This is a genomic window from Carboxylicivirga sp. M1479 (assembly GCF_007097485.1).
GTDB lineage: Bacteria > Bacteroidota > Bacteroidia > Bacteroidales > Marinilabiliaceae > Carboxylicivirga.
This window is the reverse complement of the sequence record NZ_VKDE01000020.1, coordinates 76,065-98,337: the sequence shown is the minus strand read 5'-3', so window position 1 is coordinate 98,337 and position 22,273 is coordinate 76,065. Positions and strand designations below refer to the sequence as shown.

Below are 22,273 nucleotides of genomic sequence, written 5' to 3'. Positions count from 1 at the left end.
TTGTTTAGAGTTGTAATAATGCTAATTTTGGTGCCTGGCAGACTTTTAAAATCAAGCTTGCATGCGCATTGGTATTCTCACATATTTTATCATTTCCATTATTGTCTTTAGTAGTAAAGGGCAAGAGGCTGTATATGCTTATGATGATAAAATAAGTGGCTTTGAAAATAATAGCGTTAACATTCCTGTTCTTAATAATGATTTTGGTCTACAGAATGGGGTAAGCTCTTTGGTTATAGTTGAGGAACCATCTAATGGTCAGGCTATAGTTGAAGCTGATAATACTATTACATTTATTCCTGATTATTCGTTTGTTGGAAAGGATGAGTTTATGTATAAAGTATGTAATACCGATGGTAGTTGTGATCAAGCCAGTGTTTTTGTAGATATTGAAAATGTTGATTTTAAACCTATTGCTGTAAATGATACGGTCGTTTATTTGCATGGAGCACCTGTTGAAGTTGACTTTCTTGGGAATGATACAATAAAAGGAGATGAACCACTCAGCATAACAATTTTTGGGGATTTGAAACAGGGCGAGTATCTCTTAAATACAGCTAATAACTTAGAGGTTGAGTTTGAACGTCGTTTTATCGGAGTTGATTCCTTGGATTATATGGTTTGTGATACCGATAATGATTGTAGCACTGCTCGTATCTATTTTCATGTTAAGCATGGAGGGGACATTGAATTCTACATTCCACAAGGCTTTTCTCCCAATGGTGATGGGATTAATGATACCTTTTATGTGCCCGATTTTTCTAATTATCAAGCTATTTCTATAACAGTAGCCGATTCGTGGGGGAATATTGTCTATCAAAATGAACAATATCAAAACGATTGGGATGGCATTGCTAACAAAGGTAGTTCAAAAGGAAAATTAGTTTTAGCAGGTACTTATTACTATGTTTTTAATATACAAGGTTTTGGTGAGCAATTAACTGGTTTTGTATATGTTGCTAAGTAATAACAGCATATCGTTTCTGCGAATGCTCAGCATTGTTCTTTTGCTGTGTCATGGAGTTGCGCTCGATAATGTATTTGCTCAGAGCGATTTTATATCGTCTCAGTATATGAATAGCCAGCTTACAATTAATCCGGCCTATGCAGGTGTAAGAAATGCGTTTAGCGTTCAGGCATTGTCGCGTCAGCAATGGATGGGACTTAAAGATGCCCCAACGACTTATGCTGTAAATGTTCATTCTCCACTCAATAAACGAATGGCATCATTGGGTGCCAGTGTTTTAAGTTATCAAAACGGGCCAATTCAGCAAAATGAATTTACTGCTATGTATAGCTACTTACTCCGGCTTAATCATCACTTATTTGTGTCAATGGGTGTAAGTGCACAAATCAATCATTACAATGTTGGTTTAAATGCACTGGAGGTAATTGAAGACAATGATCCAAGTTTTAGTCAAGATTTCGAAAACGGTTTTAAACCCAATTTTGGTGCAGGTGTATTCTTGTTTTCTCCTCGATTTTTTGTTGGGTTTTCAATGCCTCAGATTTTATCTAACAAATTGTCTATCGAAGAGACAGGTAGTGTGGTTCTAGAGCAATTTAGGAGTGCCTACTTTACTTTTGGTTATGCCTTTGATTTGGGTAAAAACGTGTCATTAAAGCCATCCTTTTTAGCACGATTAAGGCAAAATACATCTAATGCTATTGATGTGAATCTACAATTGATGTATAAAAACATGTTTTGGGTTGGTGCTTCTTATCGTTTTAATCAAACATTTGCAAGTTTGCTTAATGTGCAAGTGTCTAAAACAATGGCTATTTGTTACTCGTATGATTTTTCAATTGCTAAAGAGTTGAGGTTCGGAGGTGGAAGTCATGAAGTATCATTAATGATTGATAGCAATAGTTTTATAAAACGTAATCGCGACAGGCGTTTTAATCGTAAGAAAGTAACAAAATCAGATGAGGAAAAAGGAGTGCAGTCCATAAGGTATTTCTAGGTACAAAAAAATGCCAGCATCTGCTGGCATTCTATATATTGTTGTCATGAATAATTGCTTACTTAAGCGCAACAAGTATTACTTCATCTGAACTAAAATCTATATCCTTAATTCCTTCTATTTCTGAAGCACTTACTTTCCCATATGCTGTAAGATCAGTCATCCATTCTTCAATTTCTAATACAGCCTCATCGGCATCGGCCAATAGAAATGATTCAATGCAATAGAATTCATCCAAGCTAGTCATCCAAAGTTCTACTTCCATTGAGTAGTCTTCACCTATATTAAATGATTCCAAATCGGTCATCCAGTCTTCAACAACTAATAATTCGGCTTCTTCATAGTAAAAGCTATTTAAATCAGTCATCCAGTCTTCAATTACCATTTCGGATTCATCATTGTCAAATGAATTAAGATCAGTCATCCATGTTTCAACAGTTAAATCCATTTCACTTTCGTCGGCGATATATTCACTTGGTTGAGCAACCAAACTAATTGAGATAATTAATGAAAGGAACAATGCACTTAAAATAGATTTTGCGTTTAGATTATTTAAATTTTTCATGACAATTATTTTTTAGTATTTAACAACGCTAGTGATATATCAATCGTTGTGCCAATAAATATAAGCAACTACAATAGAGGTCTTTAAGGAGAAATAAGGATATTGACATCTTTTATTTTTGAACGATACTGAAACAACTGGGTGTTCGAAAGCGAACAAATTGATTTTGGAAGCGAATAAAGTCTTTTTAGGGCCTTATATGAGTGTCTTGTTTTAGTTATTTAATGTATAATTGCCTACATGTTTTTTTAATGAGTCAAACAGGTTGTGATGCTTCAACTATTTATCGTATTTTTGTATGGCTAAACAGGCTGCAGGTTGAAGTGATTTTAATTGAATGTAGTTGGTTGGTTAGGGCTTGAAAATAAGTTGCTTGAGGAATGTATTTAGTTGGTGCTAGGTAACTGAACGTGATGGTGAGATACTTATTGAAATTTATATAGAGAATTAAATAAATTAGATTGATGAAAACAGCAGAGATTCATACAGAAAAAGGCATCATGAAGGTTGAGTTTTATGAGACTGATGCTCCAAAAACGGTCGATAACTTTATAAAACTTGCAAAAGAAGGTTTTTATGATGGATTATCATTTCACCGTGTAATTCCTGACTTCGTTATTCAAGGAGGTTGCCCTCACTCAAGAGATAAAAGCAGTCCAAGAGCTGGTACTGGTGGCCCTGGCTACAGTATAGATTGTGAGTTGGATGGAGATAATCAGTACCATGATAAAGGTGTGTTGTCAATGGCTCACGCTGGTCGTAATACTGGTGGATCTCAATTTTTTATATGTCATGGACGTGAAAATACACAGCACCTCGATCGTCAGCATACTTGCTTTGGTAAAGTAGTTGAAGGACTTGATGTGATTGATGATATCCGCCAAGGAGATGAAATTGTTAAAATTGTAGTAAACTAAATAGAACTGACTAAGTATGAACTTTGAGATTTCAGGTAGTGTAATTGTAAAGGACGATACACAAGACATAAGTGCCAGCTTTAAAAAGCGTGAGTTTGTAATAGAAGTAGTTAATGAGCGTAACTCAGATTGGAATGACTTTGTTAAGTTTCAATTAACTCAGGATCGTTGTAATTTACTTGATCCTATACAAGTAGGAGAGCAAATTAAAGTAAGCTTTAATATTCGTGGCCGTAAGTGGGAGAAAGATGGTCGTGTTAACTACTTCTCTAACCTTGAGGCTTGGAGAATTGAGAAAGAAGAAGCTGCTGTTCCACCAGGAGCACCTGCACCTTCATTCAACGAAGCAGATATACCACCTGCCAGTCCAGAAGAAGACTTACCATTTTAATATTTCAAATCCTGAACCTTGTGTTCAGGATTTTTTTTATCAGTTATTTATTAAGTAGAGCTTAGAATGAAGGAGAGTACGAAATTTGAATGGTCGAAGGTAAGTTTAATTACCGTGGCTCATTTTTTTCATGATATTTATACCGCTTTTTTAGCTCCTTTACTCCCTTTATTGCGCGATACAATGGGTTTTAGCTTAACCTTTGCAGGTTTTCTGTCCGTGGTGCAAAGGCTTCCAACTTTACTTAATCCTTTTGTGGGAATGCTTGCTGAGCGTACCAAAGCCAGGTATTTTGTGATTTTTACGCCTGCAGTTACGGCTGTGGCTATGAGTTTAATAACTGTGGCGCCCAATAAGCTCACTCTTATTCTCTTGGTTTTAATCAGTGGTATCAGTAGTTCATTCTTTCATGTGCCATCGCCTGTTATGATGCGAAAAGTGTCTGGCAATAGAGTGGGTATGGGAATGAGTTTTTATATGGTTGGTGGTGAATTGGCCCGCTCGGCTGGTCCTGTAGCCGCACTTGGTGCTGTAGAGTTGTGGGGCTTAAATGGTGTAACTTACTTTATCCCAACTGGCATATTGGCTTCTTTATTATTGTATTTTAGACTGCGTAATATTTCTATTGCAGAAGATGTTAGTAGTAGTCATCGTTTAGATTATCTTAAAACGTTTAAATCGTTTTTTCCGCTTATTTCGAGTATTGCGCTTATTTTATTTTTTAGGGCTGCCATGAAGTCGGCTTTAACATTTTATCTGCCTATATTTTTAAAAAGCAGGGGTGAGTCTCTTTGGTACGCTGGTATTGCTTTATCAATTTTACAAGGAGCGGGTGTATTAGGAACCTTTTTTGCGGGGACTATTTCTGATAAGATAGGGCGACGTAGCACCTTGCTAATTGCTAGTATTGGTGCACCTACTTTATTTTTTGCTTTTTTATATACAACAGGCTGGCTGCAAATACTTGCTTTAATTGCATCAGGATTATTCCTGTTTGCCACAGGACCAGTTTTTTTGGCAATCGTAAACGAGTACAAAACAAAGCATAGTAGTTTTGTTAATGCCGTATTTATGACTACCACCTTTTTAATTGGTGCAATTATGGTAATGGTCGTAGGTTTAATGGGTGATTATCTCACTTTAGAAACAACTTATATTGTTGTAGGAGCTTTCGCCTTTTTATCTGTGCCCGTTGTACTTCGTATGTCCAAAAAATAAGCTGTTTCAGCTCAAATTATCTTCAGCTTACAAGAACCTACTTTCGTTAATGTGTGGTTTTTTAACTTGGATGGTATGTTCGATAATATGATCGAGTTGGTTGATAAACTTGTCCTTGTCGCGATTAAGGCCTCCTTTAAATACCAGATAGTTAGACGCATGGTCGCTTCTGAAAACGGTACTTTTCAATTCAAGGTGACTTAATAGTAGGCGCATCTCCTTTAATATTTCTAATTGTGAAAGGGCTTCAAAAGGATGTTTTAACCTATTCTTAAAATGGTCATATCCAAGCGGGAAAGAGATAACCAAAAGCGCCAATAAATCAGGTTGTATTCGATTTAAAAGTTTAGCTGAATTAATGGCGTGGTTTTGTGAATATTCTGTACCTCCAAGTCCGTTTAATATCATTACAGATAGCTTAAAGCCTGCAGCTTTAGCTTTTAAAGCAGCCTTTTCTTGCTCTTGAAAAGTTGTGCCTTTATTCATTATGGAGAGCACTTGATCGTCGCCAGATTCTAATCCAATGTATAATAAATCAAGTCCTGCACTCTTAAGTTCTTTTAATTGTTCAAGGCTAAAACTATTGAGAGTTCGTGAAGAGGCGTAACTAGAAATTCGCCTAAGTTTAGTAAAGCTTTTTTTTAGTAGTAAAATTGTTTGAAGAATCGTTTCAAAGTCAACAGCAAATATATCTCCATCGCCAATAAATAAACGATTGGCCGATGGGTGTAGGCCCGAAAGTAAATTTATTTCCTTTTGTATGGTACTCCATGGTTTAATCGAAAATCGTTTACTGCTGTACATTTCGCAAAATGTACACCTATTCCATTCGCAACCATGTGTTACTTGAAGTATAATAGAATTCGCCTCTGAGGGAGGGCGAAATACAGGCTCGTGATACACTAAAAAAGACTCATTCATCGCCGCAAAAGTAATAAATCAAAGGTGATAAAACATTACTTTTCTTGAAGTCCGATGTTTAATTTTAATACATCAAATTTCTGCAATTCTTCAGGTGTTAGAACTCCTTTAAAGTCAGTGTATAACTTGCGTCTGACTTCAAAAGTATATTTTTTATCTTTTTTCAAATGGCATATAAATTTACCCGAACTATTCGTTTTTGTGCTTGTTGATATACCTGTTTCAACATTAATTATATTAACAAAGGCGTTGGCTAGTAAAGTTGAATCAGCGTGGCTATACACAGTTGCTTCTACCATGCAATAATCAACTGCTTGAATTATCTGTAGGGCGTAAAGATCGTCTCCTCCTTGACCGCCACCTCTATTAGATGCGAAGAAACCAAATTTGCTATTGGTATCTAGTACAAGGCTAAAGTCATCGGCTTTACTATTGGCCGGATAGCCCATGTTGAACGGGATTGAATATTGGCCATTTATTTTCTTTGAAAAGAAAAGGTCGTATCCACCTATCCCAGGATGCATGTTGGAAGAAAAATACAAGACATCTTTACTATCAACAAATGGAAAGATTTCGTTACCAGCCGTATTAACATGTTTTCCAAGATTAGTTGCCTGTCCGATAAAACCATTTTTTATTTCACAAGCGTATAGGTCCATTCCTCCATATCCACCAGGCATATCTGATGAGAAGAATAAATATTGTCCATTGTTTGAGATGGTGGCGTGCGCTACCGTATAATTGCCTTTTCGAATAGGCAAGCGCTTAATATCTTTAGACCAACCTTCACCACTGGCTTTTGTTACAAAAACATCCAGGGTGTTAATTCCTTTTGTCTCAAAATTAGTGTTGCGGGTAATGTAAATGGTTTTAAGATCGGTTGAAAAGCTAACTGGTCCATCGTTGTACTTTGTTTGCAAATCTTTGCTAAATAATTTGGCTTCAGAACTGGTTTTGTCAACCGTAAATAAATTAAAAAAGGCTTGACCCGTTTGCACATCATTCCGTTTTGAAATACTTTTTAGTGGTCGATTAGATGTAAATACCATTTCGTTTTGGTAAAGGGCCGGACCAAATTCATCGTACTGCGTGTTAATAGTTAAGGGAATAGCTTTGTATCTATTCGAATCTCTGTATAATTCGTTGTAATATTCAATATAAGATAGGGTTAGAAGCTGATGGGGGGATTGGTTGTGTTGGTAATATTTGTGAAAGAAGACAGAGGCCTCTTGTTGCTTGCCTTCCTTAAGTAATTCCTGAGCTAAACTAAGGTATAGTTTCGAGTCAAATTCTGGGTGTTCAATACACTTTTTGTACCATAATATTGCTTCCTCACTGTTGTTTTGTTTAGTATAGCATTCGGCAATTTTGGTACTGCAATAGTAGGTGTGTTTACCCTTATTCAAAATCTTTTGATAAGATGAAATGGCTTTAGAGTAATTGAATTTATTAAATAAGTCATCTGCTTTCTGAAGCTCCTTTGATTGAGCACCTGCAAAAAGGCTGAAACCAATAAATATTATAATTAGGAATATCTTCATGTTAAAAATGCCTTGGGTGCTGAACTTTTTCTTTTGTGAAATTAAATTCATAACGTAACATTATTTCGTGAGTTCCGCTGGTGTAATTGCTTAATTCATTCGTGATCATTTCGTACGCATAGCCAATGCGAAATTGCTGATTGAACTGGTACTGCAGAATTCCTCCAAATGCATCCTGAATCCGGTAGAAACCTCCAATCCATAACTTTTCTTTTAATAAGAAGTTAAGGTTGATGTCCATTGACATAGGGGCAGCCTGAGTAAATTGTGCTAAAATACTTGGCTTAAATTTAATATTTTCATTCATGTCAAAAACATAGCCTGACGTAATGAAATAATGTCTGTTTTGTTTACCACTTTCCCCGAGTACCTCAATGTCACCATTATCAAGCTTGTTTTCAAGTAGACGTGGTATTGAAGCTCCAAGGTAAAACTTACTTGAGTAATAATAAAGGCCAAATCCGAAATTAGGAAGTACCTTACTATAGTCCGATCCACTGAGGGCTGGGTCGTTGGTTACGCTACCGGTGTTTAAACTACTTACATTATTCTGGTAAAAATTTAAGCCACCTTTTAGACCAAAAGATAGTTGGCCACTTTCCGATATTTTCAATCGGTAAGCATAATCAAAATATAAGCCTGTTTGTTTGGTTGGATCTAATACATCGTGCATTAATGAAAAGCCAACGCCAACCTTGTCTCCAACGGCCGAATGTGCGGTTATGGTTTGAGTCGATGGAGCTCCTTCAAAACCGACCCATTGATGGCGCGATGAGGCCATAATGCTTAAAACTTCTCTTGTTCCTGCGTAAGCCGGGTTATACGATAAAGTATTAAACATATATTGCGTATGCATTGGGGTTTGCTGTGCATTTATTTTTTTCGGTAATATGCACGCGAGAAACAATAGGCAATAGATAGTGTATTGACGGTAATCTCGTTTACCCAATGGTATCAACTTATTTTTTCTTTTAGTCATTTTTGAGTCCATTATCGCTTAATGTATACCGTTCCTTTAATTGTAATGCCCGATTGAGCTTTGAAAACATAAAAGTAAGTACCCTCACTCAGAACTTCACTTCCCATGCTTCCGGAGTTGGATGAGCCATCCCATGTATTGTCGTAATTAACCATGTTATATACTAGTCCGCCCCATCTGTTGTAAACGAATAATTCGTTGTTTTTAAGTTCATCAGATGTTGCACCTTTTATAACAAAGTAATCGTTTACGTTGTCTCCATTAGGAGTAAAAGTTTCGGGGATATCTATTTCTGCCCTGGAAGCGCAATCATCAAAGTTATCGATGTAATTTGGGATGCCATCGTTGTCACAGTCTTCGGCTCCTTCTTCTTTATCAGATACCAAATCATTGTCAGAGTCAGCATCTAAGTAATCGGGAGTTCCATCGTTATCGGTATCATGTGCTTGATCGTTACATAAATCTTGAATCCCACCTTCAATTAAGTCGGAAATACCATCGTTATCAGAATCCTCATCTAAATAATCAGGCGAACCATCCATATCTGTGTCTAGCTCGTTGTCACCACTATTTTCTGTGGCATCAGGTATGTTGTCGTTATCTGAATCTAATGGACTGACGTTTACTGTAACTGTCGCTTTAGTAGAAGCACCTTTGGCATCGGTTAATAAGTAAAAAATATCAAAACTAGTACATAAGGATCCAATGTTTGCCGTGAATTGGAGTGTTGTATTGTCAATGATTTCAATCACACCTGCTACAGTTGGTGAATCATCAGAAATGCTGATGCTTAAAACATCCATTTCAATGTCGGTACCCAGTGCTGCTAAGTTTATTTGTTCTGGCGTTCCTTCTGTTACATTTAATTGATAATTAACTGCAATAGGAGCGTCATTAACCGGAAGTACCCCAATGAATATGGTGTCTTGTTCGCAAAGTTGTTCTAGGTCACAAATTGAATAAACAATGGTATCATTTCCGTAGTAATCGCTGTTTGGTACGTATTTAATGGTTTGGTTTTGAGTTTGTAGAGTGTGGCTGCCGTGCTCTGGTTCACGAATAATACTCAGGCTATTAAAATTCAGATTCCCATTAGGATCTGAATCATTGGCCAATGGAGAAATAGTTATTTCCATATCCTCATCAACTGATACCCAATCTGGGTTGGTGATGGGTTTAGCATTGCCAGTAGTTACGGTTAAATGAACAGTGGCAGTGGAACATTCCCCATCAGTGTCGCAAATCTGATACTGATACGAATCAGAGCCGTAATAATTAAGATCTGGTTCATAGGTTATTGTACCGGTGTTGTTATTGATGCTTACTTCTCCATGGATTGGCTGAGTGATAATAGTTAGAGTTGATAAATCAATGTTGTTGTCGACATCAACATCGTTGTCAAGTACATTGGTTTCAATAGATGAATTATCAGATGTTACTCCTTCATCATCCACAGCTATCGGTGCGTCATTCACCGGATTTATGGTTAATTGAACAATTGCTGTTTCTGTTAGTCCTTCGTTATCGGTAACAGAGTAGGTAAAGCTATCCGAACCATTATAATCCTGATTTGGAGTATAGCTTATTGTATTGGTATTGACAGTTAAAGTTCCATACTGTACTTGCGTTTCGATGCTTAACGAACTTTCATCGAGTTGTCCATCTATATCATTGTCATTTTCAAGGATTTCAAGTTCAAGTGTATTGTCTTCATTAAGCGTGTAGCTGTCGTCATTAACCGTTGGAGCATCATTAATTGATGCAATTGATATTGTTACTTCAGCTTGATCGCAATAGTTGCCAGCATCGCAAATGCGATAGGTGAAACTGTCATCACCATTTTCGTTGGTATTAGGAGTGTATGTGATGGTTCCATCGTTGGTATTGACCACAGCTGTTCCTTTGGCTGGGCTGTCGACAATCACCAGAGAAGAAAATGTTAAATTATTCTGAGGATCAACGTCATTGTCTAAAACATTAAATATTTGAGCTTCATCCTCGTTGATGTTGTAGCTATCATCATTAGCCGTAGGTGCTTCGTTGGATACCGTTATGGTAATTGTTCCTACGTTACTATAAGCATTATTTTCATCCTGAATTTGAACATTAAAACTATCGTCTCCAGAGAATGTACTATTGGGAGTATAGGTAATTTCACCCGATGATGGATCAATGTCAACAGTTCCATTATCAGGACCTGAGGTAACAATTAGTGTTGATGCATCAAGATTTCCATCTTCATCACTGGCAAAGCTAGATAGACTAATTGTCAAAGCTTGATTTTCAGGTGTTGAGAATGAACTATTACTAATTTGTGGCGAATCGTTGACATTGTTAACGGTAATGTTGAACGATTGCTCAGTGAAAGTTAAATCATCTTGTGCTCGGATGGTTACTGCCAATGGAGTGCCAGAAGGAGTTACATCTGCCTGAAGTGGTGTTCCGGTTAGTAGCGCTGTACCATCTGTGTTGTCAGTTAATGTTAGCCACGTGCTGCTTGGGTCCGGTGGTGTCACTAAGGAAATTACGGGAATATCTCCATCAATATCGGATATGTTAATATTGTAAGTATAAACAGCATCCTCGTTTGTTGTTGTTTGAGGTGATGATTCAAAAACTGGTGCAGTATCATTGTCATCAATACTGATGTTGACAGCAGAGCTTAGATCGTGAAAAAGATTATTGCTGCTCTGGTTGTTGACCATTGCTGTAATTATAGCAGATTCGCCAATTAGGTCATCATCTTCAATACAACTAAATGTTATGGTTTGATCGCCGTAGTTGCCATTCGTGAATGTTAATGAAGCTGGTGAAAAAGTGATGTCTGTATTGTCGCTCGATAGATCTACAATAACATCACTTTGGGGCTGTGAGAGCAGCGTAACGTTAAATGTGTGATTGCTACTACCTTCATTTATTTGAAATGCGGACTGTGATATGACTATACCTGCCGTTTCATTATCATTTAGGTTGATTGTGGCGGTGTTATCAGCTCCTGTACTAATGCCGGCTTTGGCATTGTTTACCGAACTTAATTCTATTGTAATTGATTCGGTACCTTCAAGTAAGTTATCGGAAATTACATTGATAGGAATAGAAACAGAGCTGGAGCCATCCAACATGGTAATTGGACTACTTATGGTCTCATAATCGATACCCATGCTGGCCGAACCTGTGATGAGTAAGGTGATGTCTGCATTGCCTAAAACTTCCTGTGAAGCATTGATTGTGAATAAGCCAGATGTTGCATCTTCAGCTGCGTGGGTCGTTGGAGCAATGCTCAAAGTGGCAAGGTCATTATCTCTTACCGTTAGGTTAACAATTGATGATTGGTCATGGAATGCATTGTCACTACTTCCATTATTAACAGTTAATACAATAGGATCAGCTTCATCAATAAGGTCAGCATCTTCATTAACTACGAATGATACTTCTTGATTACTCCAATCGGCGTTAGTGAACGTTAATGAGTTAGGTGTAAAAGCTATGTCTGTATTGTTTGATGAGATGTCAATAACAACATTATTGGCAGGTTGTGCTGCTAAAGCAACATTAAAAATCTGATTAGTTACCCCCTCGTTAATATCAAACGGTCCCCCAGTAATAACTATTCCTGCAGCATCATTATCACTAACAGTAAGATTAATCGTTTCGGTCAAGTTATCAAATGCATCATCGCTATTGTTGTTATCTACAGTTATGTTGATTGGATCCGACTCGCTTAAAAGATCACTATCTTCCGCTGCAGAAAAATTGACTGTTTTAGCAGACCAATCAGCATTAGTAAAGGTTAATGAGACTGGAGAAAAGACTATGTCGGGGTTAACACAGCTCATGTCAACCTCCACAAATGTTAAAGGTTGTGCTGATAATGCAACCGAGAAGCTATTGTTAGTTGTACCCTCGTTAATTGTAAATGGTCCTCCTGTTATTGTTAACCCTGCTATGTCGTTGTCTGCAATGGTAAGAGTTGTACTATTGAGCGCTCCAATTATTGCATAGTCGCTGTCTTCTGTGTCAAGTGTTATTGTCACTGTTTCATCCGACTCAACTAGGACATCATCAATTATAGTAATTGGTACATCAATGTAATCTGAATTGGCCGCTAATTGAATTGCTGCAATGGTAAAATCATCACCAATGGTAGCTGAATTAGAAGATGTAGTAACAGTAATATTGGTTGGGCTTGGAAATTGTCTTGAAGTACTAATTCTGAACGACCCATTGGCTCCACCTTCTGTGCCATCCGTTGATTGTGAGATTGTTAATTCACCATCGTTGTCTGTAATTGTAAGAGTAATACTTTCCGATAAATTATCGAAATCATCATCACTATTCGGATTATTAACTGCTATGTTGATTGGTTCATTTTCACTAATGAGGTCATTATCTTCGGGAGCATCAAAACTAACTGTTTTGGCTGCCCAATCGCTATTTGTAAAAGTTAGTGTGGCAGGCGAAAAGATGATATCCGTATTTAAAGATGAGATATCTACTTGTACGTCAGTTTGCGGTTGAGCATTTAATGCAACAGTAAAGGAGTGTCCTGTCGTGTTTTCGTCGATAGAAAAGGGTCCTCCAGTAATAACTAATCCAGCAACATCGTTGTCTGTAATTGTAAGATTAATGTTCTGTGATAAGTTATCAAAATCATCATCACTATTCGGGTTATTAACTGCTATGCTGATTGGGTCATTTTCACTAATGAGGTCATCATCTTCAGGTGCAGGGAATGTTACTGTTTTGGCCGCCCAATCGCTATTTGTAAAAGTTAGTGTGGCTTGTGAAAAGATTATATCCGTATTTAAAGATGAGATATCTACTTGTACGTCTGTTTGCGGTTGAGCATTTAATGCAACAGTAAAGGAGTGTCCTGTCGTGTTTTCGTCGATAGAAAAGGGTCCTCCAGTAATAACTAATCCAGCAACATCGTTGTCTGTAATTGTAAGATTAATGTTTTGTGACAAGTTATCAAAATCATCATCACTATTCGGGTTATTAACTGCTATGCTGATTGGATCATTTTCACTAATGAGGTCATCATCTTCAGGTGCAGGGAATGTTACTGTTTTGGCCGCCCAATCGCTATTTGTAAAAGTTAGTGTGGCTTGTGAAAAGATTATATCCGTATTTAAAGATGAGATATCTACTTGTACGTCTGTTTGCGGTTGAGCATTTAATGCAACAGTAAAGGAGTGTCCTGTCGTGTTTTCGTCGATAGAAAAGGGTCCTCCAGTAATAACTAATCCAGCAACATCGTTGTCTGTAATTGTAAGATTAATGTTTTGTGATAAGTTATCAAAATCATCATCACTATTCGGGTTATTAACTGCTATGCTGATTGGGTCATTTTCATTAATGAGGTCATCATCTTCAGGAGCATCAAAAGTTACTGTTTGGGCCGCCCAATCACTATTTGTAAAAGTTAGTGTGGCAGGCGAAAAGATGATATCCGCATTTAAAGATGAGATAGCTACTTGTACGTCTGTTTGTGGTTGAGCATTTAATGCAACAGTAAAGGAGTGTCCTGTCGTGTTTTCGTCGATAGTAAAGGGGCCTCCAGTAATAACCAATCCCGCAATATCGTTGTCTGTAATTGTAAGATTAATGTTTTGTGATAAGTTATCAAAATCATCATCACTATTGTCATTATAAACTGCTATGCTGATTGGTTCATTTTCACTAATGAGGTCATCATCTTCTGGAGCATCGAAAGTTACTGTTTTGGCCGCCCAATCGCTATTTGTAAAAGTTAGTGTGGCAGGCGAAAAGATGATATCCGCATTTAAAGATGAGATAGCTATTTGTACGTCTGTTTGTGGTTGAGCATTTAATGCAACAGTAAAGGAGTGTCCTGTCGTGTTTTCGTCGATATCAAAAGGTCCGCCTGTAATAATTAATCCCGCAATATCGTTGTCATTAATTGTAAGTGCTATACTTTGTGCTTTACCATGGTATGCTGCATCACTATTGGCATCAACTACTGATATAGTGATAGGGTCATTTTCATAAACTAGATCAGCGTCTTCATTGGCAGTGAATGTAATCGTTTGAGCTGTGGAGTAGTTGGTGTTATCAAACGTGAGTGATGTGGAACTAAAACTTAAGTCTGAATTGTCTGAATTGATCGCAACTTCCACATTATTTGTCGGAGCATCTGACAATGCAACAGAAAAGCTGTTTCCTGAATCTCCTTCGTTAATAGAAGTGGGTAAACTATGGGTAATAATCAACGATTGTCCTAACAAAAAACTAGGCAATGTTATCGCGAATAAAGTCAGGCAAGCTGTTCTTAATAACTTGTTAATTGGGGTGGTGGTCTGCATATCAATATAGTTTTGAAAAGAAAACTAAAGACCTAAAGTTATTAAGGTTTATGGCATGTGCTTCACTTTTTTGATGAATGGACTAAATTTGATTACGAATGTTGTAACAAAATACTTTGGCCTCTTATATAACTCTTTGGGATTAGAGTATAGGAGCAATTTTGGTGTACCGAAATTGTAATTCAATGGGTTTGCTAGGAATGGTTTAGAAACTAAATTAGTTAAGCATTTAATCGTTTGAGTTCTGCTTTAACGGTTTTTATTTCTTCTTTTATGTGTTTGATTTCTTTTAGAACAAACGATATTTCATACCCATCGCGAATGGCTTCCTTATCAAACTTCTCCATGACGATATAATAGTATTTTTTGCCTCTAAACTGTACTTTTAAAGACTGATTGGCATTGTTAGCAATAAAGTCAATAACTCCATTGTCTTTGCCATTTTTATAGGATATAACTTCCCAATGATTTTCCCCATCTTCAAGGTGGCGGTTGTTGACGCCATCTTCGGGTACTTCTTCGCTTAATACGCTATTTTTATTGAAGTATACCTTTATTTGATCGTGATGTATTCTTTCAGTACCTGTGTACCTGCTGGAGATATAGAAATCGCCTTCAAGGTTTAAATGTGCCCTTAGGTATATTCTACCATATGAATTTTCAGGTTTCTGTCGTTTGTGAATTAATATTTTTTTAGTTCCGTAATCAGATGATTCGGTAAAATTTTTCATTAGCGGCACTAATTCCATTTCTTTTACCTGCAACATACTATCCAGAAAAACTAAATTCTGATTTTGTTCTTCAATGCTAATTTTCCGAAGTAAGTCGTTGCCCCTAGTAATGTACTCGATTTGATTGGGATATAAATATTCGATTGAATCTATTTCTAGTTTAGCATCATTAAATTTCTTTTGTGAGAATAATTGTTCTGCTTTGTTAAATTTATTCTTAGCTAATTCTTCATGGTTAGGACCACAGGCTATAAGAATAAGTGTTGACAGGACTAATGTAATTCCTAAATTTTTCATGCTAAATAATTTTGTTATTCAAAAATAGTAAGAATAATTGAAGAGCAGACAAGAAGCTTTGAAAAGTAGCATGAAACGAGCATGTAAATTTGATTATCCAAATATTCACATAGTAGGATGATAGAATTTACTTGAGAGTTCCTTATTGCAATTGAACGCAAATTATAATCATATAAAAAAACGGCTGCCTAATAAAGTTTAAGCAGCCGTAATTAATTATTTAATAAGCTCTAATTCTTTTACGTTAACATGGATGACAGATTTAATTGTGCCGTCTTTACTTTGGTATCCCTCGCTACTTGGGGTGCCTTCAAGTAGAATTTTTTGCCCTTTTTTTAAGAATTCAGCAATTTTAGTGCTTTGCTTATCGCTGCGCCAAAGAACAGATCTGATCCATTCTGTTCGCTCTACTTTTTCGCCATTGGCATTTTTGTAATCCATGGATACCGCCACATCAAAATTGATTGCTTTGCGATTTCCAACATCTCTAATCTCGGCATCTTTGCCAAGAGTTCCATTCAAAATAAGTTTTAACATTCTGTAGGGAATTAGTTGTTAATAATATGAATTATTAGTTAAAACTAAGAAGCTAAAATTTGAATGTCAACAGGCAATTACGATTAACGGAAAATTATTTTTAGTAATCTTTTTCGGTATCGTCTTTTATAAGTTGTTTGGTTGATAAAAGACCACAGGCCGCATAAATGTCTTCGCCTCTTGATCTTCTGATTGTGGTAATAATACCTTTGTCAGCTAGTTTGTCACGAAACATTTCCATGGTTTTAAAATCGCTTCCCACCAAAGGAGAATTAGGAATTGGATGGAAGTGAATAAGGTTGATGCGACACTTAACTCCATTCAATAGTTGTAGCAGACCTTTTACATGCTGAGGTGTATCGTTAACGCCTTTGAACATGATGTATTCAAATGATACTCTTCGTTGACGACCAAATTCATAATCTTTAACAGCTTCTATCACTTTTTCGGCAGTGTACACATTTTCAATTGGCATCAGCTGCTTACGTTCTTCATTAAAGGGGGAGTGCAGGCTGATTGCCAAATGTGCTTCCGACTCTTCAATAAATCGGCGCATGGCAGGAACAACGCCAATTGTTGATACATTAATGCGTCGAGGACTCCAGGCATAACCCCAGTCAGAAGTGATAATCTCAAGGCTCTTAAGGACTTCATCTATATTGTCCATAGGCTCTCCCATACCCATGTAGACTACATTGCTTAATGTTTCGCGCTCGGGTAAGCTGGCAATTTGGTTCAATATTTCATTGCAGCTTAAGTTCTTCTGAAATCCTTGGCGAGCTGTCATGCAAAACAAACAACCCATTTTACATCCTACTTGCGATGATATGCATAAGGTATTACGTGTTTCTTCGGGTAGGTAAGCAGCTTCAATAAATTGCTTATTGCTTGTTTCAAACAAGTATTTTTTTGTTCCATCAACTGATTCCTGAAAGGATTGCGGAGGTGTTAGTCCAACTTCAAAACGCGCATTCAATTCAGTACGGGCTTTCTTAGATAAGTTGGTCATGTCGTCGATGCTTGTGACATGCTTTTTATATAACCAATCGGCAATTTGCTTGGAAGTAAATGCGGGTAGTCCAATCTCTTTCACACATGCCTTTAACTCACTTAATGTTTTGCCGTATAATGCCTCTTTGCTCATTTTAAAAATATATTTCAGCGATGATATTATCGAATGGTATGCCTTTGTTAATCAGTATTTCTCGCACGTCAATTACCATTTGCGAACTGCCGCAAAGATAGTATTTATAATCGGTAGGCAGTGCTTCGGTTTCTTGCAAATAGTTGGTTAGGCGGCCAGCTATAACTTTATCATTTGTTTCTGTTGTGCAAAAACGTAGATAGTTAGCTCCTAATTTTTCTTCAAAAGTATTCTGAAAAAAGAATTTATCCAGGGTGCGAGCGCCGTGCAGGAGTTTGATGTTTTTTGTGTCTTTTGATTCAAGAATAGATAGGAAAGGGGCAATACCTGTTCCCGTCGCTATCCAATAAGCTGGGGTGTGTTGGCACAAGAATTTGCCAAATGCCTGCGAAATATATACTTCATCACCCTTTTTAGCCCTTGCTAAAGGAGGTGTTAATTCACCATCGGGTTTAATATCAAACAATATGCTTAAGTGAGCTTCGTTATTTCCAGATGCAATGGAGTACAAGCGAGGTTCGTCATCTTTATTTAAGGCTAGTGCTATCACTTGCCCAGGGTAAAAGTCAAATGATTTCTCTAATGATATGTAGTGCACATCATTAGCAATTAATACGTTGTCAACTACTTTGGTGGGGTAGAGCTGCTTGCGTTTATGCGTCATCGTAATGCTGTTTTGAATGTAACATTATTGCCATTATAATGTTTTGTGCGCGGAGTGGTAAAAATAACAAAGGCAACCCATCGTGTGAGTTGCCTTTATTTTTTATGCTTATTTTGAGACTATTTCAAATCAATCAAAACTTTTCCCGTCATATCTTCTGGTTGCTCAACGTTCATTAAGCTAAGGATGGATGGGGCCACATCGGCCAAAATGCCATCTTTCACTTCTCCTTTTCGCTCTGTTACCCAGATGAATGGAACAGGGTTTAGTGAGTGAGCAGTGTTTGGAGAGCCATCGGCATTAATGGCATTATCTGCATTTCCGTGGTCAGCAATAATAATGGCTTCGTAACCATTTGCTTTAGCTGCTTCAACGGTTGATTTTAAGTTGTCATCAACTGCTTTTACAGCTTTCATAATGGCATCGTAATCGCCTGTATGTCCAACCATATCACCATTGGCATAGTTAAGAGCAATAAAATCGTATTTCTGCTGATTTAGCTCTGCTACAATTTTGTCATTAACCTCGTTGGCACTCATTTCAGGCTGAAGATCATAAGTAGCTACCTTAGGTGAGTTTACCAAAATCCGTTCTTCACCATCGTAAACAGCTTCGCGACCTCCTGAGAAGAAGAATGTTACGTGTGCATATTTCTCCGTCTCAGCAATGCGTAATTGCTTTAAGCCATTGTTTGCAACTACTTCACCAATGGTATTTTTAACATTATCCTTATCAAATAAAATGTGCATGCCTTTGAAGTTGGCATCATAAGGTGTCATGGTGCAATAGTGCAAAGGAATAGTTTTCATTCCCTCGGCAGGCATATCTTCTTGAGTCAATACCTGGGTTAATTCGCGTGCACGATCGTTACGGTAGTTAAAGAATAACACAACATCGCCTTCTTTAATCTTACCCACTTGCTCGCCATTGGCATCAACATTACTTACTGCTTTAATGAATTCGTCAGTAACACCATCGGCATACGAGGTATCAATTGAAGCAAGAATGTCGGTAGTAGCTGTACCTGTACCGTTTACCATTAGGTCATAAGCTTCTTTAACACGCTCCCAACGCTTATCGCGATCCATTGCGTAGTAACGACCAATCATTGAGGCCACCTGGCCACCTGACTTTTCCATGTGCTGAAGCAATTCAGCCATAAAACCTTTACCACTTTTAGGGTCTGTGTCGCGTCCATCCATAAAGGCATGTACGAAAGCACGCTCTTCAATGCCATATTCCTTAGCAATATCAAGCAATTTGTACAAATGCTCCTGACTTGAATGAACTCCACCTTTAGATAGTAATCCTAAAAAGTGAATTTGCTTATTATTATCTTTAGCATAGTTATATGCCTTTACAATTTCTTCGTTTTGAGCAATGCTACCATCGGTACAAGCACGGTTTATCTTCACTAAATCTTGGTATACAACACGACCAGCGCCAATGTTTAGGTGGCCTACTTCGCTATTACCCATTTGTCCGTCGGGTAAACCTACATTTTCGCCTGAGGCCTGTAGTTTTGAGTTTGGATAATTCTTAACTAAACTATCGAAATAAGGTGTTTCACCAGTGAAGATGCCATCTGATTTCGAGTGATCTCCGTATCCCCATCCATCAAGGATTATCAAAATCGTTTTCTTGCTCATGTGATAATATTTAATTCTTTTTCTGTTTTTCTTTACAATCATTCGATAAAGCGGCGCAAAAATAGACAAATTAAAAGGAAAATAAAAGGTTCTGTTTATTCGCCTGGCATTGTTTATCTATCTGAAAGTAAACAAGCAATGGGGAAGATAGTTTATTGCTGGAATCGCTATAAACGTTAAAAAACTGTAATAAATACTTAGGTTTAAAAACCGATAGGATGCAAATGTGAAAAAACTATGTTATAGCGGATGGTAGCTGAGTATAATGCGTAATAAAAGGGAGTCTGTTGGGCCAATAAAGAAAGGTAGTTCCATACTCGTTAGTACAGAACTACCTTCATTTAATTATTAATCCTACGTATATGAAAAACTATAATTCTCGTTCTTCGCAGCTTACTATGCCATCTTTATAAATAAATACTGTTTTGCATGGTTTTTTGTGTTTTCTGCTACTCGATTTATATCCCCAGCCTGAAATATGAATAAGTATAAACGCACTGATGGTAATTGATAAGATGGCTAATTGTAACATAAAGGTAAATTTTAATTGTACTTGGACAGATTATAAACAGGCTTTCGTGATGTGTCGTTTTCGATTTATCAATAGCCTTTCCTGAGGAGTAACTATGCCATCAGCCAATGCAAGTTGCTTTGCTTTTTTCAGCTGTTTGTATTGGACGCTAGCATTAAGACGTACCGCTTTGTTTAGATTACACTTTTTAACCACACGAACTTTCGTTATGTGTCGATATCGTTTGGAGGGATTGTGAGCCACTGCTAAGCTTAAGCAAATAAGAGTGAAAGCGATTATTGATAAAGATCTTTTAATCATGGTAGTGAGTTTTAGTTGAACACTTACTCATATACCGCAGGACTTATTCTTTACCCTACCAAAAGAGATGAAATAATTTGGGTGTTCTGTTACCTTATAATTTTATTGTATTGACACTGAGGTGGGTTGCCAATTGGCTGAATGATGATTTCTTGTTGGCATTTGGCACAAATATAAATCTCACATCCTGTGCAGCAAAAACAATTACAACAGCTTTTAATTAACTCGTCTTTGTTGAAAGAGCCAGAGCAATGTGGGCATTTGATGTGATTAGATGGATTCATTTTTACATGCCTGGTTTGGGAATTGATTTATCAATATTCACATTACCCATTACAAAGTGTTTGGGGCCAAGTTTTAATTCACTATTCAGCATTTCATCCCAAGTAACCTCTTTGCCTGTGTATGCCGACATTCGTCCCATGATGGCTGTTAAGGTTGATTCGGCAATGTGTTGTGTTTCGTTAATGTGTTGTTGAGTGCGAATGGCTGTTACAAAATCGACGTGCTCCTGAATAAAAGCCCGCCAGAAAAAGTGCCAACGGTCGTTTTTTTGCTCTTCATTTAGTGGGTATTTCCAGCGTACCTGCCCTTGTGGATTGTAAATGGTGTTTTCGCAGTTAGTATAGCCATGCGTACCTCTTAATTGATCGCTTACATTGGTAGAGCATCCATTTATTTGACGGCACATGCTATGAACATGTACTTGGTTCGGGTACACATAGTCAACACTAAAGTTGTCATACTGGTCTCCTGTTGTTCGTCTTTGTCTGCTACCAAAGCCTGTAGCTTTAATGGGATGGCTGTTGATGTGCCAATTCATTAGGTCGAGGTTGTGGATGTGCTGTTCAACAATGTGATCTCCCGATAACCATGTCCAATTAACCCAATTACGTATCATTGCTTCAAGTTCGCTCCATTGCGACTGCGGGTTAACATGCCACAGTTTGCCCTGGTTATAGTAACAATTACCAGATGTAATTTCACCAATAGCACCTTGTTTAATTTTTTCATGGGTGGCCAAATAATCAACCTGATGCCGCTTGATGGTACCTGTTACAACCGATAACCCTTTTTCTTGCGCTCTTAAACCATTAATCATTATTGAGCGAACGCCAACGGGATCTACAGCAATTGGCTTTTCCATAAATACATGCTTCCCTGCCTTAATGGCTGCTTCGAAATGTTGTGGCCTAAAATAGGGAGGAGTGGCCAGAAGAACGATATCAACACCTGTGTCAATTACTTTTTCAAAAGCATCAATGCCAACAAAGCACTTTTCAGAATCTATCTCAATGCCTTTTTCATTTTTTAAGTTCAATCGGCATTTATTGAGTTTATCTTCAAAGATGTCACCCAAAGCAATTATTTCAAGGGATGGACCCGCCTCTAGAAAATTAATGGCAGCTCCTGATCCGCGTGAACCACAACCAATAAGTCCAGCTTTTAGGGTAGGGCCATCGGGCGCACTGGTGGGTAGCGTAAAAAATTTTTCTGAGTGTTGACATGCGAATGCTCCTGCAGCTAAAGTTAAGCTACTGGCACGAATGCTTTTTCCAATAAAATCGCGTCGAGTTACTTTGCTCATAATAATTTC

The 22,273-nt window shown here is 37.4% G+C and carries 17 protein-coding genes; 5 read left to right on the top strand and 12 right to left on the bottom strand.

Features of this window, described 5'->3' with window-relative positions; translation table 11 throughout:
• Positions 1–61 precede the first annotated feature (61 nt).
• Positions 62–967 (top strand): gliding motility-associated C-terminal domain-containing protein, encoded by a 906-nt coding sequence (locus FNN09_RS13395; protein WP_143302877.1) that lies wholly within the window; start codon positions 62–64, stop codon positions 965–967.
• Between the two features lie 22 nt (positions 968–989).
• Complete coding sequence (locus FNN09_RS13390; protein ID WP_185968996.1) at positions 990–1,964, top strand: type IX secretion system membrane protein PorP/SprF; 975 nt, start codon at positions 990–992, stop codon at positions 1,962–1,964.
• Between the two features lie 58 nt (positions 1,965–2,022).
• Here the strand turns inward: FNN09_RS13390 and FNN09_RS13385 are convergent, their stop codons facing one another.
• Positions 2,023–2,529, bottom strand: coding sequence for a hypothetical protein (locus FNN09_RS13385; protein ID WP_143302875.1), 507 nt, complete (start codon positions 2,527–2,529; stop codon positions 2,023–2,025).
• A 464-nt stretch (positions 2,530–2,993) separates the two neighbouring features.
• On the opposite strand from FNN09_RS13385, the gene FNN09_RS13380 reads away from it, so the two are divergent.
• The 3 genes from FNN09_RS13380 (at position 2,994) to FNN09_RS13370 (ending at position 5,055) form a co-directional block, all read left to right on the top strand.
• Positions 2,994–3,446, top strand: coding sequence for a peptidylprolyl isomerase (locus FNN09_RS13380; RefSeq protein WP_143302874.1), 453 nt, complete (start codon positions 2,994–2,996; stop codon positions 3,444–3,446).
• A gap of 16 nt (positions 3,447–3,462) precedes the next feature.
• Entirely contained in the window at positions 3,463–3,837 is a 375-nt protein-coding gene (locus FNN09_RS13375) for a DUF3127 domain-containing protein (RefSeq protein WP_143302873.1), read from the top strand.
• Positions 3,838–3,903: 66 nt separating this feature from the next.
• Positions 3,904–5,055, top strand: coding sequence for an MFS transporter (locus FNN09_RS13370; protein WP_143302872.1), 1,152 nt, complete (start codon positions 3,904–3,906; stop codon positions 5,053–5,055).
• A gap of 27 nt (positions 5,056–5,082) precedes the next feature.
• On the opposite strand, the gene FNN09_RS13365 is transcribed toward FNN09_RS13370, so the two are convergent.
• From FNN09_RS13365 to FNN09_RS13320, 11 genes are all read right to left on the bottom strand, one after another.
• A complete protein-coding gene (locus FNN09_RS13365) occupies positions 5,083–5,976 on the bottom strand; it encodes a radical SAM protein (RefSeq protein ID WP_143302871.1) in 894 nt (297 codons plus the stop codon).
• Positions 5,977–6,011: 35 nt separating this feature from the next.
• The gene (locus FNN09_RS13360; RefSeq protein ID WP_185968995.1) at positions 6,012–7,517 is read right to left on the bottom strand and encodes a PD40 domain-containing protein; all 1,506 of its coding nucleotides are present in this window, start codon (positions 7,515–7,517) and stop codon (positions 6,012–6,014) included.
• A 1-nt stretch (position 7,518) separates the two neighbouring features.
• A complete protein-coding gene (locus FNN09_RS13355) occupies positions 7,519–8,496 on the bottom strand; it encodes a type IX secretion system membrane protein PorP/SprF (RefSeq protein ID WP_185968994.1) in 978 nt (325 codons plus the stop codon).
• A gap of 11 nt (positions 8,497–8,507) precedes the next feature.
• Positions 8,508–14,822 (bottom strand): Ig-like domain-containing protein, encoded by a 6,315-nt coding sequence (locus tag FNN09_RS13350; protein WP_143302868.1) that lies wholly within the window; start codon positions 14,820–14,822, stop codon positions 8,508–8,510.
• 221 nt (positions 14,823–15,043) lie between these two features.
• Positions 15,044–15,850: a hypothetical protein gene (locus FNN09_RS13345; RefSeq protein WP_143302867.1), complete on the bottom strand. Its 807-nt coding sequence runs from the start codon at positions 15,848–15,850 to the stop codon at positions 15,044–15,046.
• Between the two features lie 216 nt (positions 15,851–16,066).
• Entirely contained in the window at positions 16,067–16,387 is a 321-nt protein-coding gene (locus FNN09_RS13340; RefSeq protein WP_143302866.1) for a single-stranded DNA-binding protein, read from the bottom strand.
• Between the two features lie 100 nt (positions 16,388–16,487).
• Complete coding sequence (rlmN, locus tag FNN09_RS13335) at positions 16,488–17,531, bottom strand: 23S rRNA (adenine(2503)-C(2))-methyltransferase RlmN (protein WP_143302865.1); 1,044 nt, start codon at positions 17,529–17,531, stop codon at positions 16,488–16,490.
• Between the two features lies 1 nt (position 17,532).
• A complete protein-coding gene (locus FNN09_RS13330) occupies positions 17,533–18,195 on the bottom strand; it encodes an FAD-binding oxidoreductase (RefSeq protein WP_143302864.1) in 663 nt (220 codons plus the stop codon).
• Between the two features lie 119 nt (positions 18,196–18,314).
• A complete protein-coding gene (gpmI, locus tag FNN09_RS13325) occupies positions 18,315–19,844 on the bottom strand; it encodes a 2,3-bisphosphoglycerate-independent phosphoglycerate mutase (protein ID WP_143302863.1) in 1,530 nt (509 codons plus the stop codon).
• Positions 19,845–20,214: 370 nt separating this feature from the next.
• Positions 20,215–20,376 (bottom strand): hypothetical protein, encoded by a 162-nt coding sequence (locus tag FNN09_RS21150; protein WP_185968993.1) that lies wholly within the window; start codon positions 20,374–20,376, stop codon positions 20,215–20,217.
• A 586-nt stretch (positions 20,377–20,962) separates the two neighbouring features.
• Positions 20,963–22,264 (bottom strand): Gfo/Idh/MocA family protein, encoded by a 1,302-nt coding sequence (locus FNN09_RS13320; RefSeq protein WP_143302862.1) that lies wholly within the window; start codon positions 22,262–22,264, stop codon positions 20,963–20,965.
• Positions 22,265–22,273 lie beyond the last annotated feature (9 nt).